This is a genomic window from Vibrio sp. JZG10 (assembly GCF_054064075.1).
Genome location: NZ_JBSUGE010000004.1, coordinates 99,363 through 113,718, shown reverse-complemented (window position 1 = coordinate 113,718; position 14,356 = coordinate 99,363). Strand labels below are relative to the sequence as shown.

At 45.7% G+C, this 14,356-nt stretch carries 12 protein-coding genes; 10 read left to right on the top strand and 2 right to left on the bottom strand.

Annotated elements, in window-relative coordinates; all coding sequences use genetic code 11:
* Window positions 1-134: 134 nt before the first annotated feature.
* The 7 genes from ACWYVB_RS07470 (at window position 135) to ACWYVB_RS07440 (ending at window position 7,773) form a co-directional block, all read left to right on the top strand.
* The gene (locus ACWYVB_RS07470; protein ID WP_005374774.1) at window positions 135-1,430 is read left to right on the top strand and encodes an MFS transporter; all 1,296 of its coding nucleotides are present in this window, start codon (window positions 135-137) and stop codon (window positions 1,428-1,430) included.
* Window positions 1,431-1,531: 101 nt separating this feature from the next.
* Window positions 1,532-2,548, top strand: coding sequence for a nuclear transport factor 2 family protein (locus ACWYVB_RS07465; RefSeq protein ID WP_457528567.1), 1,017 nt, complete (start codon window positions 1,532-1,534; stop codon window positions 2,546-2,548).
* A 177-nt stretch (window positions 2,549-2,725) separates the two neighbouring features.
* Window positions 2,726-3,811 (top strand): porin, encoded by a 1,086-nt coding sequence (locus ACWYVB_RS07460; RefSeq protein WP_457528566.1) that lies wholly within the window; start codon window positions 2,726-2,728, stop codon window positions 3,809-3,811.
* A 257-nt stretch (window positions 3,812-4,068) separates the two neighbouring features.
* On the top strand, window positions 4,069-5,076 hold the full coding sequence (locus ACWYVB_RS07455; protein WP_301658926.1) for a LacI family DNA-binding transcriptional regulator: 1,008 nt from the start codon (window positions 4,069-4,071) through the stop codon (window positions 5,074-5,076).
* A 147-nt stretch (window positions 5,077-5,223) separates the two neighbouring features.
* On the top strand, window positions 5,224-5,868 hold the full coding sequence (locus tag ACWYVB_RS07450) for a recombinase family protein (protein WP_124008131.1): 645 nt from the start codon (window positions 5,224-5,226) through the stop codon (window positions 5,866-5,868).
* Window positions 5,865-7,049 carry a multidrug effflux MFS transporter gene (locus tag ACWYVB_RS07445; RefSeq protein WP_048625450.1) on the top strand — a complete coding sequence of 395 codons (1,185 nt, stop codon included), beginning with the start codon at window positions 5,865-5,867 and terminating at the stop codon, window positions 7,047-7,049. The genes ACWYVB_RS07450 and ACWYVB_RS07445 overlap by 4 nt, the downstream gene beginning before the upstream one ends.
* A 79-nt stretch (window positions 7,050-7,128) precedes the next feature.
* Window positions 7,129-7,773, top strand: coding sequence for an START domain-containing protein (locus ACWYVB_RS07440; protein ID WP_193387711.1), 645 nt, complete (start codon window positions 7,129-7,131; stop codon window positions 7,771-7,773).
* 16 nt (window positions 7,774-7,789) lie between these two features.
* Here the strand turns inward: ACWYVB_RS07440 and ACWYVB_RS07435 are convergent, their stop codons facing one another.
* The gene (locus ACWYVB_RS07435; RefSeq protein WP_005395601.1) at window positions 7,790-7,999 is read right to left on the bottom strand and encodes a DUF3955 domain-containing protein; all 210 of its coding nucleotides are present in this window, start codon (window positions 7,997-7,999) and stop codon (window positions 7,790-7,792) included.
* Between the two features lie 504 nt (window positions 8,000-8,503).
* On the opposite strand from ACWYVB_RS07435, the gene ACWYVB_RS07430 reads away from it, so the two are divergent.
* Complete coding sequence (locus ACWYVB_RS07430; protein ID WP_048625451.1) at window positions 8,504-10,750, top strand: CehA/McbA family metallohydrolase; 2,247 nt, start codon at window positions 8,504-8,506, stop codon at window positions 10,748-10,750.
* A gap of 90 nt (window positions 10,751-10,840) precedes the next feature.
* Here the strand turns inward: ACWYVB_RS07430 and ACWYVB_RS07425 are convergent, their stop codons facing one another.
* On the bottom strand, window positions 10,841-12,595 hold the full coding sequence (locus ACWYVB_RS07425; protein WP_457528562.1) for a hypothetical protein: 1,755 nt from the start codon (window positions 12,593-12,595) through the stop codon (window positions 10,841-10,843).
* Between the two features lie 428 nt (window positions 12,596-13,023).
* Here ACWYVB_RS07425 and ACWYVB_RS07420 point away from each other — a divergent pair, with 428 nt between their 5' ends.
* Together ACWYVB_RS07420 and ACWYVB_RS07415 are read left to right on the top strand one after the other, a co-directional pair.
* On the top strand, window positions 13,024-13,977 hold the full coding sequence (locus ACWYVB_RS07420; protein WP_005395595.1) for a M23 family metallopeptidase: 954 nt from the start codon (window positions 13,024-13,026) through the stop codon (window positions 13,975-13,977).
* Entirely contained in the window at window positions 13,881-14,333 is a 453-nt protein-coding gene (locus ACWYVB_RS07415) for a bactofilin family protein (protein WP_080619267.1), read from the top strand. Before ACWYVB_RS07420 ends, ACWYVB_RS07415 begins: the two co-directional genes overlap by 97 nt.
* Window positions 14,334-14,356 lie beyond the last annotated feature (23 nt).

Below are 14,356 nucleotides of genomic sequence, written 5' to 3'. Positions count from 1 at the left end.
TATTGATCACGGATCTAATGACCTTAAAAAAACTATGATTCACCACGACACGAAATCGAAGATGATCCCAATAAGATCGTGTTCTTTAAGTTTGAATAGCAACAAATCCTAAGTGAAATAGAGGTTTATCGGTCATGAATGCCAAAAGACACATGAGCGAAGTTCCTATGATTCAAAGGGTAGCTGCCTATCTAGCGATACTGGTTGGTTACTTTTTTTATTGTTATAACTTTGTAATTATTGACTACGTACGCCCATACATTGTTGAAGCGTATGATGGTATTAGCCTGTCAGACACTGCCCAGTTCTATACATGGCAGTCGGTTGGTGCACTCATCGGTGCATTGAGCTGTGCTTGGTTCGCAACAAAATTTGGTAAGAAATCCACTCTTATTACCATCACAGCCCTAAACGGTGGCGCAACGATCATCAATATGATGTTCACCGACTACACAACATGGGCAGCGATGCGTTTCATCATTGGTTTGTCACTGGGTGGTTACTTCACCGTGGCAGTAAGCCTAATGATCGGCCTATTTACGCCAACGGTACGTGGTAAGTTGACGGCATTCGCGTCTTCTATGTTCTCTGTAGCACTGATGGTAATGGGTGCGTATGCAGCATTTATTGCAAGCATCGATGCACCTTGGGAAAGCCTAATGCTTGTTGGTGGTATCCCACCATTGGCAGCAGCTGTTGTCATGATCTTTGTACTACCTAGCGACAGCAAAGTGATCGCTTACGGTGAAGAAGAGCAAGCAAAAGCGGAAGAATCAGATGCACCAGCGAAAAAAGGCTCTTGGGGCGAAATGCTAAGCAAGCCTTACCGTAAGATCACACTAACGTGTCTATTACTGGCTGGCCTTAACTTCTACGGTTTCCAATTCTTTGGTGGCTTCGTAACCACTTACCTACGTGATGTACGTATGTTCGACGGTGCAACCATCGGTCTCATCTTCTCTATCTCAGCATTTGGTTCACTGTTTGGTGCGTGGTTCTGGGGTTGGGTAGCTGATAAATTCGGTCGTAAGGTGAACGCATTTGGCTTCATCCTAGCGGGCATCATGGTTTCAATCTTCTTTGTTGCACCTGGCGACATGGTGATTGGCGGCCTAAATATGCTGGCTCTACTTGGTCTGATTTACAACTTCGGTCTGTCTTCTTCAGCGGTATGGGGTGGTTACTTCTCAGAACTGTTCCCAGCACACCTACGTAGCTACGGCGCGGCGCTATTCCACGGCGGTCGTATCCTCGGTATGTGGGCACCAATGGTACTTATCTTCATCCAAGAACGTACCGACCTACAAACCGCAATGTGGGGTTCACCAATCGTATGGATCCTTGCTGGTCTTCTATGGCTATCACTGCCAGAGACACTAAAAGGCGGCGTGTTTGATAAGAGCAAAAAAGCCGAAGCAGCAAAAGCGTAACTGAATTTCAAAAACTCCGGCTGGCTCCCCGGCCGGATGAAAAAACTTAATTTCGAGTCCTGTTCCCAAAGCCGACTCGACAGCAAATAAGAGAGTTTATTATGTCTAAATATCAAGAAGCGAAACGCGTTGTACGTGAATACTTCAGCGCAATGGAAAACGCAACTCACGAGAACGTGGCAGAAGTACTAAAAGCACACACTTCAGAAGATTACCTATGGCGTGGTGTTTACCCATTCCGTGAGCAACATGGCGCTCAAGCAGCGGCTGACGTTTTCTGGGCTCCTTTGATGAAATCAATGACTCGCATGCAGCGTCGTCAAGACATCTTCATCGGTGGTGAGAACGAAGTAACATCAGGTGAAATCTGGGTAATGAGCATGGGTCATTTCATGGGTCTATTCGACGCTGAATACCTAGGCATGCGCCCAACTGGCAAAATCATGAACATCCGTTACGCAGAATTCAACTGTGTTGAAAACGGCAAGATCACTAAGACGGGCCTATTCCTAGACCTTCTAGGTGCAATGGACCAAGCGGGTTGTTACCCACTACCACCATCAACAGGTAAGCACTTCGTGTACCCTGGTCCTCGTAACCACGACGGCCTACTATTCGAAGACGCAGCACCAGAAGAAGGCGTAGCAACACTAGCACTAGTAAACAAGATGGTTGATGACCTATCTGCACTAAACGACAGCGGCGCTATGGGTTGCCCACCAGAAGTTCTTGAGAAGAGCTGGTCTAAAGACATGATCTGGTACGGTCCATGTGGTATCGGTGCGTCTTACACAATCCCTCGTTACCAACAGCAGCACCAATTGCCGTTCCGTAACAACCTGAAAGACAAGAAGTTTAACGGCCACGTATGTCGTTTCGCAGAAGGTAACTTCTCTTGTTTCTTCGGCTGGCCAAACCTATCTAACACGCCAATCGGTGGTTTCCTAGGTATGACAGGTGGTGAAGTACGCGCAGACATGCAAGTGGTTGACGTTTACTACCGTGACGGCGACAAGCTATCTGAGAACTGGGTACTGATCGACCTTCCTTACTGGCTAAAACAGCAAGGTCTAGACGTGTTCGAGCGTACTCAACAGATCCTAAACCCTTCTCTATAAGAAGTCCTAGGGGCGGATTGTCAACCCGCCTTTATGTTGCCTGAATCCCCTCTCGGTTCAGGCGACATGCTCCCAACTCGTGCCTCAAGGATGGGGCACAACCTCAAGATAGAACCCTTATTCACAACGGGCATGAACGCACGGTGGCTTTCTGCGCCCTGAATAATGAGATTGATAATGAAAAAGTCGACCTTTTCTACAGTGATTTTAGCAGCGCTTACTTCTAGCTCAGCCTTTGCTGCACACACTTTTGTTAATGACGCTGGCGACAGCCTAACCATCGATGGCCGTTTCGATCTTCGCTACCAAGACCGTGGCGGTGATGATAACGGAGAATGGAACAGCGGCAGCTCACGTTTCGGTTTGAAAGGCCAAATGGGTCTTGATAACGGCTGGACTGGTTTCGGTCACGCGGAATGGGGCTACAACTCTGGCGCGAACGGCGACAACATTTACGACCGCTTACTATACGCAGGTGTCGATCACGAAAAATACGGCAAGATTGCTGCAGGTACTAAGCAGTGGTCTACCTTCTACGACGTAGCATGGTACACCGATTTAGGTCGTGTATTCGGTACTCGTGGCTCCGGTGTTTACAACCTAGCTGACTGGGGTATCGCATCCGGTGCAGGTCGTGCAGAAAACTCAGTTACGTACCGTAATTCAATTAATGAAAAAGTGAGCTACGGCTTTACTTACCAAACCACGCGTGAAGATGTTGCTCTAGCAAGCAATGCGACAGCCTCATTGAAAAACGGCATGGGTGCGTCTATCACTTACAAACCCGTTGATGGCGTAACACTTGGTGCGGCTTACCATCAAAATGAAGTTACGGATCTGGATGCAAGCGTGGTTGGCGTAGAAAACGGCGACAACATGCGCATCATGCTATTGGGCGCGAACTACAGCAACGGTGGCTTCTACGCGGGTGCGACTTTCCACGTTGGCGAAAACTGGGAAGCAGCGAGCCAAGGTGGTACGGACGTAATGTTCGATACCCTAGGTGGCGAAATCTACACTTACTACCACTTCGACAACGGCCTACGCCCAACGTTGAACTACAACTACATGGAAGATCGCGGTGACGAGACACAAGGTTACGAGCGTAACTTGCTGATTCCTGGTCTTGAATACCACTTCCAGAAGAACAAATTCCTAGTTTGGACTGAATACCAGTTCGACCTAGGTAAAGATCAGTACGATGGCAGCAAATTCGAAAACCGTGATGATCAATTCGCGGCAGGTATTCGCTACTACTTCTGATAACCACGAGATAAGTTATTCCGGTTACGTAACTTATTCGATTTAGTGGAAATGGGAAATAAGAGCAAGCCTTACCTTTCTTGGGTAAGGCTTTTTTCGTATGCAAAACATGAAATGTGACTTGGGTACTACCCAAATTGCGCCACCAAAGACAATCCAATCCTTTATTTGCCTAAATCTTACTTATTTCTCTTTATGAGTACGTACCTATTTGTGTTAACCTAGTCACAGTTAAACTGACTTATGAATCAACTCACATGAATCCTGCAAAACAAACCGTAACATCGAAGGACGTTGCCAAACTGGCTGGCGTTTCTCAATCTACTGTATCGCGTGTGTTTGTTCCGGGCAGCTCAGTGTCAGAGAAGACCAAGCAAAAGGTCTTTGAAGCTGCGAAAGCCCTAAACTACCGTCCAAATGCTTTTGCACGTAGCTTGACCACCAACGAATCTAAGTTGATCGGTTTGGTATTCCCCGATGCGGATTACCCTATCCACATGAAAACACTCCAATTGATTTCAAGTGAATTGCAGAAGCAAGGCTACTCAGCAGTGTTGATTCCATGGCAAGTGGATGATGAAGACAACCACTCAATCCCGAACATCTTCCAATACCGTGTAGATGGTGTCATTGCCGCTTCCGCTACCTTCAACAAATCACTGTATGAAGAGTGTGAAGAGTTCAATATCCCTATCGTTCAGTATGCACGCGTCGTAGAAGGCACTAAGAGCAGTTACGTTATCAGTGACAACTACGAAGCTGGCCAACAAGCCGCGCAACTTCTGCACAAAAGTGGCGTGAAGAATGCGGTTTACCTGACGGGTGAAGTGCCAACCTTTACCAACGACGAGCGCCAAATCGGCTTCTGCTCTGAATTTGAAGACCTAACTAGTAATACGCCACGCATCGTTGAAGCCACTTATGATTACGCTAGCTCACTCGACAAAATCCGCGAAATACTCGCTGATAAAAACCGACCAGAAGCCGTGTTCTGTGCGACCGACAACCTTGCAATGGCTGTTATGGATATTGCGCGTATCGAATGCGGATTGAGTATCCCGCAAGACTTACAAGTCATTGGTTTCGACAATATTCCGCAGACAGAGTGGTTGAGTTATCAGTTAACCACATTCCGCCAAGATTTTCGTCGTCTCGCTCGCGAATGCGTGAAGATCATTGTTGATCAAATCAATACTAAAAACGGTAGCTTGGTCAAAATGATGGTACCAGTGAAACTAATCGAGCGGCAGACAACGAAAGCTTGAATGACTAAAGCCAACCATTCGGTTGGCTTTTTTATTTGCTTTTGCTCAACCTCAATGGTCCATTTAGTGTTGTAAGCATTAATGAACCTCTGTATATTTATGAGCCATTACAGCATATGAACCAAACTTAAAAGGCGTATAGTCCATATGGCTACTTATCTTTACACACGTTACTCGCCAAAGAATCGAGCTTATCAAGAGCACCTTAATACTCTAAAAGCTTTTGCGCCCGAAGCTCAGCATTTTGAGGATAAGGTTCGTGGTTGCATGCCTCCAACCGAGAGAGAGGCATTCTTACAACTGCTCGATTCCGTCAGAGCAGGTGATACGATTGTGCTCTGGTGGCTAACGGCATTTGGTCGAGATTTTAGTCAGGCGTTAAATACAATCAAAGTGTTACTAGCAAAAGGGGTCACACTGAAAACCGTTTGTGAACCACTCACATTTGAACCGGATTCTGTTCAAACTCAAACGCTACTCACCGTGTTATCTGGATATGGAAAAGTGCAGACTGAACATCGCCTGTTTGCCGCAGAGCAAGGACGGCAAGCCATTAAAGATCAACCAGATTTGTGGAAACAGAAATTTCGCGGACGCCCAGCAGACAAAACTAAACACCAACAGATCGCAACGTTGCTGTTAGAAGGCTATACGTTGAAGAGTGTTTCGGAGCAGTGTGATGTCAGCCTATCTACCGTAAAACGCGTCAAATCTAAGTTAAATGAAGTGGATGATGAAGGCTGCCTCAGAACACGAAAGCAAAGAGGTTATTCTGATGGTGATCCATCATGAGTCGCCCAATCAACTTTCGCACTATCTTACTCGCCTGTCTTATTATCAGTGTTGGCCAATTGAGCATGGGGCTTGTTATGCCCTCTTTGCCATGGATCGCAAAAGACTTTTCTATCTCCCTTGATCAAGCCCAACTGCTCGTGAGTATTTACTTACTCGGTTTTGGTCCCTCTCAGTTCATTTACGGTCCGGTATCGGATGCTTTGGGTCGAAAAAAAGTGCTGCTGACGGGCTTGCTCATCGCGATGTCTGGTCTATTAATGATCATTTTCCTCAGTGACACCTTCACAGGCATGGTGATGGGGCGTTTTCTACAAGGCTTAGGAACTGGGTGCTGCGCGGTACTTGCGAGAGCATCGACTCGAGATAGATTTAGCGGTGATGAGCTCCCTGTCGCCATGTCTTATATCGCTATGGCAGCTTCGATCACGCCACTCATTGCGCCTGTGATTGGCGGCTTTATCAACTTCCACTTTGGTTGGAGTATGGTGTTCATTTCACTGTTAGGTTATGTCTCACTCGCTTGGGTAATCATCGCCTTTAAGTTTACAGAAACCATTGCAAAACGATCTGTTATTCCGTCACCACGCAACATGCTTTTCCAGTATCGAGACTTGGTGACGTCACGTTACTTTATGAGTTTTGCCAGCATCAGTTGGTTAAACTTCAGCCTGATGATAACGACCGTGTCCGTGATGCCATTTATCATGCAAGACCAAATTGGCATGACATCCGATCAATACGCAATGTGGGCACTCATTCCCGCTTTAGGTATGTTAGGCGGTACCACGATTTGTAACCGAGTAAGGCCAATTATCGGCAACAAAAGAATGCTACTTTGTAGTCCATTCTTGCATCTCAGTGCTGCAATATGGTTGTTCTTCTGCCCGGTAGAACCGCTGTATTTAATGTTGGGGCAACTATTAATGATCTTAGGTAACGGCATTGCCCTACCTTGCGCGCAAGCCATGGTAATGCAACCCTACAAAAAGCAGGCTGGTGCTGCAGCAGCCATGTCTGGAGGTGGACAAATGATCGTATCCTCATTGGTCAGCTTAACATTGGTACAGCTTGGTTTAAGCCAAGCCTGGCATCTATCAATCGTTATTGTGGTGTTTGCAGCCATAACGCTAACCAATATTCAACGAGGTTTTGGAGCAGATCAACCTTCAGAACAGTAACGAAAAGACTGACTATTGTCCTTATAATTAAGAACACATCGTATAAGCTTTAACTAAGGATAAGTTGGCGGGTACTAACATGATGTTGCATTTACGAATTGGCGCGCTACTACTCGCCACTTTTATATCCGCTGGCACCGCCGCGAAAGCCAACGAGTACTGGCAATTTGATAGTGACGATAACGGAATCACTATCTACTCTCGAGAGCATACCGGCGGTTTAGTTGAGATTCGTGCTCGGATGTTCACACCCACCAGCTATGGCGCATTTTTAACGCTATTAGAAGATAGTGACAATATCCCGAACTGGATTGACAATGCCAGTCATAGCCGGGTTTTAAATCAAATATCAGCCACCGAAAACATCGTTTATACCCGATTTACGGCGCCATGGCCTGCAAAAAATCGTGATATGCTCACCTACTCTAAATATTGGGTCGATGAACTTGGGTTCACGATAAAAATCAAAAGCGCACCAGACTCATATCTTGCTGAACAAAAGGGCTATGTTCGCATTCGTTCGGTTGATGCAACTTGGGAATTACAAAAGCTCACTAATGGCACGACACTCATTGACTACAAAGCGTTTGCTGACCCCGGAGGCCTTTTGCCAAACTGGCTAATCAACAAACTATCAAAACAAAGTGCACGAGCAACATTTAGTAACCTAAGAAAAGAGTTACCAAAATATCAGCAATACTCCCATCCTCAGATAAAGGAGTAAACTTCACGTTTGCTCTTTAATTACGATTACGGTGTTTGAAAAAAGTGCCCACAAAAGAGGCGAAGGCTAACCCTAAAAAGAGCCAAAACAAAGGGATAAACCCAAATGACTCTACTAATAAGCCATTTTCATCTACGTAAGAGCCCTGAGCGTGGTACGCAATTAAACATGTCACACCGCTCAAAAATAAAACTACGCTCAGTTTATATTTACGAATAAACCCCATCTAAACCTCAAGCAATCAATTGATATGTCTTCGACATATTGCCACCGTATATAGTTCACTCAAAAAACATATTGTCTCTATGTTTGCTCCAATCTTTATTAGAGGTCTTTAGCCAGAGATAAGATAAAAACCCAAACAAAAAGAATAAAAAGTCAAATTGAACTCAAAATATTATATGCATTCTCAGAACTATCTTGACCTTTTTTCTCACATATACAGTGTAATTGTTATCATTTTGTTTGCTCAATGCTGCCAAAAATCGTTCACACCTCTCCCAAGATAATTAGTGTTCTAAATATTTTTATTACTCTATACAAAAACGAATCAAACAACAAAAGACCTTTAAAATCAAAACTTAAGATTCAGAAATCAATTGTAAAACAATAATAGAAACGAGTTGACCTCTTCATTTCTTTCGCTTTTTTAATTGAACGTCTAATCAAGTTAACGCACAATGCCATCGACAACTCACATAATAAATCATGAAAAAAAGGAAGTGTCTTCATGCATAATTTTTCAAAAAGTGCAGTGGCAACTTTAATCTCTGGCCTTTTGCTTGGAACTTCAGCGAATGCGGGAGTGAGTATCACACAAGGAAAGACCACGATCCCCGATGGCGAAGCTACACACGCTCAAGACATTACCGTTCAAAACGAACATGTCGCCTTCGCTCTCGCTGTTGAATCCGCACCACCATGGGGCGTACCGCGAGGAACATTGGTCGATTTGGCAGCAGTAAAGAATGGCAAAGTAGACCTTGACCGGGTTGCCTTTGCTGACTTCATTCCTAACAGCTGGTCCGCATGGCCGAATGATCGCAAATCCATTGAAATTATCGAAGACAGCGACAATAAAGCGGTCATTAAAGTGAGCCGCAACTTCGATAACGTTGATATCACAACATGGTATACACTCGCTTCTGGATCTGACTCAATTGCGCTTAAAACGGTCATGACCAACCAAGGTAAAAAAGATCTCGCGTTAGAATCAGGGCACACCATTTGGCCAGACACTGGCTACCAATTTGCCGTGCCGGGATTGGAAGGGAAAGAAGAATCCATGGCCGACAATGCCCTCGCCGATCGCATGGTCGCTTATGATCGAGACTGGGCCTTTGCACTTCATGCTCCTTATTTTGATCGCGTCAAATACAATGGTCGTGATATGTACCTAGGGCATACCTTGAAAGCAGGTGAAAGCCGCACTTTCCAATCCCGATTACAAGTGGTTCCAAATGGAGACATGGCCCCCATTGTCAAGGCAGAAGCTGACCGACTAGGACAAGCGACAGGCACCATCAACGGCCAATTACGCGCAGATAATGGTCGTGTTCCTGAAGATGCTATCGTGATGATCGAAAAAGAAGGACAACCCTATGCCTGGACATTGGCCAAAGATGGCCAGTACAGCATGGCGCTGCCTGAGGGTGAGTACCAAATCTACGGCACAGCGACTGGTCACGCAAACAGCGAGCTGCAATCGATTCAAGTGGCGAGAAATAGCGAGCAAACACTCGATTTTACGTCTCTAAAACGCCCAGCAACTCTCTCACTTCAAGTTGAAGAGGCAACATCAGGTCTGGCCAAAGATGCGAGAATCACCATCCTTGAAGGTCAAGCGCCACCGGTTGAATTTTTGGGTAAACGCACCTTCTTTACCGATCTGCTGCCTGCAGGTCATGCCGAGCTAAAACTGGCACCCGGTCAATACAAATTAGGTATCAACTCTGGTGGAGGCTTTACAGCTAAAACCCAAACATTAGACGTAACCCTAACGTCAGGTAAAACGACGAAGCAACGAGTAGAAGTGCCTCAAGTGACGTTTCCTAACCGTCAGCATTGGTATGGCGCAGATTTACACCATCATGGCAACGTGTTGGAAGGCGTTACTCCGCCAGAAATTGTTGTGCGCGCTCAATTGGCAACGGATCTTGATCTGACTTTCATTAGCGATCATGACTCAACCATTAACCACCAGAAGTTTGCAGAACTATCTGCGAAACGTGGCGTGCCTTTTATTCCGTCGATCGAAGTTTCGCCATCATGGGGACATATGAATCCATTTCCTATCGATAATGGCGCCGAGCTAAAGGTCGATCCTGGCACTGCTGACGTTCACACGTTACTTAACGCCGTACATGAGATGGGGGCTGAAGTCGTACCGATGAACCATCCATACAACGATTATGGCTACTTTACGAATATCGCTAAAAATGCAGTCCCTGGTGGTAAAACGGATCGCTTCGACCTTATGGAGCTTAATACGCGCGTAGACAATGAACCAACGTTGAAGAAAGCGCATAAACTCTGGGACCTGGGTGAAGCAATGTACTTTACAGCGGGAACCGACACCCACGATGCGTGGAACCAACTCACGGGGCAGATTCGAATGATGGCAAGAGTCGATGGAGAGCTAACGCCGTCGAAGTTTGCGCAAGCACTTAAAGCCGGCCATGGCTACGCAACACAAGGCCCTATTCTTTATCCGCAAAACATTATGTTTGGTGAAACAGCAACAGCTGGCGATACGTGGGATATCCACGTCGTTGCAGCCGATGGTCTAAAAGAAATTCGATTGATCGGTAAAGGCGGCAAAGTGCTGAATACCCTGACGATTAACCCGAAAGTTGATACTCAACGCATAGAGCTGTCGCTACCTATACCTAGCGATGCAGAGGGATGGATAAGTTTAGAAGTCGAAGATAAAGACGGCAGCACGGCCTGGAGTAACCCTGTTTGGTTGCAGTCATAGTCTTGATGAATGTCCGACTCGATGGTAAACAAACCTGAGTTCGACGATGAAATAAAGGCGGCACAGTGCCGCCTTTTTCTACTCGATGTTTTACTGCTGTGCAACCGTCACGGGTTTGGTCGCACCACGGTAATCAAACTCAAAACCAATACCTTGATCTGTTACATCCATCGTCATACCACCAACAAGCTCACCTTGTAAGCTTTTCATAACATCATCAGGTAACGGCTCACCAGTCACGGCTGACGCACTTTCCAACACTTCCAAAATGCGTTCTGAATCGAAGTCAAAACTGAACAAGCCATTTGGAGAAAGTGGTTGTGCCATCACTTCTTTGCTCGCGTCTTCGGCATTCTCACCACTGTAGAGCGTAAAATGGTTTTCGTTTAAGCGAGCAAACACATCCATCTTCAAGCCTGTATGCATTTCTAGCAGGTCACTGACATTAACAGGCTGGTTATCCGGCTGAATTTGTAATTGAGCAAGTTCAGGGACAAACATTTGCGCGGTTTGAATCAGCATCATTGGATCATTGGCAGATAGAGATAACATACCATCTAGCTGGCTAAATACTTCACCGTGCTGAGCATTAGTGTCAACGTGGATATCAAACATTTGCAGGCTTAATCCTTTCAGGCCGTTAACCATGCCGGAGCCCATGCTCACAGCTGCGGCTGGGTTTTGGCCACCCATCTCTTGCTGCATTTGTGTCAATAAAGAACATTGGTACTGAGGCTGAGTCAAGTCGCTCCAAATCTGACCAATCGATGGCGCTAGCGTATTAATGTCTAAACCAAGCGCCATGCTAAAGAAGCTCTTATCATTGTTCGATTCTGCCAAAACGCCACGAATCGACTTAAGCGCATCTAGAATCACTTTATTTTTCGATTCAACAACAAAAGCACCTTTAATGAATGCCTGCTCGCCTTTCAACTTGTATTCCGCAAATGCGACGGATTGAGGCCAGTTTTCTGCAACTTGAGTAAGTTCTGTATGACAAGCTGGTGAGCGCATCTCCTGAATAGTCGGCTCAGGATCAATGGCATCCAGCATGCTGACTTGACGCGCAAAGATATTGCCATCTTTCGTCGTCAAACCTTTAACCAATTCACGGTGGTCAAAGTAACCGAAAGAGTTATTGTTTTCGCCGTATTTAGCCTGCAACGCCGCTAGGCGTCCACTCTCCGCAATGTTTTGACTTGGTGACTCAAGTCCCAATGCCATTTTAAGCGGGTTTTGAACACCCAGTTGCGGAATATCAACCGTTAACGTAAGTACGTTGTCAACCACGGCAACAACCAAGCCAATGCCATCTTGCGGGTCAACCGAATCTGTCATCTCGTAACGACGAAACTCAACTTCACCGAGTTTAACCAGCTCGTGCTTAGCACCGCTCATCTGCTCTTCGTGATCCAATGTTTTCCATAACGCGGCAGGGTCTTCAATCTTCAATTTGTACACTGGTACCATACCGATTGTGTACAACACAGGATTAATGTTTTCTCCGGTACCTAAGTAGGCTTTTAACGTTTCTGGCGATGCAGCGCTCTCCAGATATCCATCAAACAAGTTAACGGCAAACTGTTGCTGTGGAGAAAGTGGTTCATCGGCAAAAAGTTCAGCAATCGAGCCTTGGTTAGCCGTGCCAAATGCATTCATGTATTTATAATGATTAAAAGGTTCCGTCTGATACGTCACCATAAGCGAATCCGCAGGAACTTGCGAAAGTAGTGAGCCTGAATCACTCGAGGTAGTATTATTTTGGTACAGGTAGCCAGCGCCCCCTGCAGCTGCGACCACTGCTGTAGCCAATAGTAGTTTTTTCACGACCAACTCCGTTGTCATAGTTATGTGTTCCTAAGCGAAATATCACGCTTAGGTTTAAAGCCTTTGAATAGCACTTTTATATCGACCGCTATCATAAACAAGTTATCGATATAATGAATGTCGGTTTGATAAATTATCCAACATTTATAAGGTAAACCGTGAAGTAAGTTGAATTGCGTGAGGATGCTATTGGCAATATTCACAATCTAATTTCTCGGATAACCACCTTATAAATCAAAATCTTCAGTTCAATAAAGCGATTTGGAGTAACTACGACCAAAAGCACTAGGATATTAAATCTTTATTGAGTCTTTTATCTAATATCTGAAAACGCCTCACGGCCTGACACTTCTTTCCAATTTGCCTCTAGCGGTCCCCGTTCGTTTTCCTTACATTCCCATTAACTCAGTGACGAGACGTATACCAGATACGAGCAGTAGAAGACGATGAAAGACCAGTTGACGATCTCTATATCAACCATCAATGGCTCCAGACATTGGTACTTCAGTAAAAGGATGCAACGCAATCTAAAGACGTTTTTATGCTTTTTTGTCATTGCTCTGGCCGCAACCGCGATCTTAATTCATCACTTGTACACTCGCGTTGATAATGCCGCGTTAAAACAAGCTGAATTGACAGAACATTCGCGCACTATGGGTGAAGAGCTCAGCACACTGAAAGCATTAAAATCCGAGCTGGAAAGTGATCTCTCAGAGCGAGAAGAGCGAGTACAACTTGTTTCGGAGCGTTTGGGAGAGTTAGAGAAAGTCCTTGGAGTTGGAGAACATACTACCACGGATAATTTGGATGCCCGACTTGATGCGGCGGCGATTACGTCGAACGTTCGCATGGTGTTGTTAAACCAAATACCAAGCGGGTCTCCGGTCGGTAAAGCGCGGCTCTCTTCTCGCTTCGGTAAGCGCATTCATCCGGTGACAAAAGTCGCTAAGATGCATCGCGGGCTCGATTTTGCCGTGAATACCGGTACTAAGGTTTATGCCCCAGCAGATGGGGTTGTGGAAGTCACCCGCCGCAGCAATAAAGGCTCTGGTAACTTCCTCAGGCTGCAACATTCTTTCGGTTTTTCGAGTTCTTATTCGCACTTGAAAAAGTTCAAAGTAAAAAGCGGTCAGTTCGTCAAAAAAGGGCAACTGATTGCAATTTCCGGCAACAGTGGGCTCTCTTCTGGCCCTCACCTTCACTACGAGGTGCGTTTTGTTGGGCGAGCACTGAATCCGAAGCCATTTGTCGATTGGAGCCTCAATGATTTCGAAGACATTTTTACTAAGGAGCGAAGAATACGATGGGAATCTTTAATCAAAACCGTGGAACAACGAGTAGCTCAGCAGCTTCAACTCTCATCGCCAAAGGCTGTGCTGTTAGCGGAGAACTCAAAGTAGAAAACGATGTCCAGATTGATGGCATCGTCGATGGTCAAATTAATGTAGAAGGCACTCTCGTCGTTGCAGAAAGCGGCCGAGTAAACGGTGAGATCTACGCTAAACAACTGATCATCAATGGCATGATGGATGGTAACTGTCACGCAGAACACATTCAAGTACTTGCCAAGGGACGTGTAAGTGGGAGGATCTGGAGTAATAACCTCAGCATCGAACCTGGTGGTAAATTCTTTGGTGAGGCGGCCGAATTACCTGAAAAAGAAGTGGTGACACTGAAAGGAAAGGCTCAAGAAAACGCCAGCACGAAAGAAAACAATACCAACAATGAAAAGCGACCTGCGCGTAAATCAGCGTAAACTCTTTGGTTAAAGTGCATAAA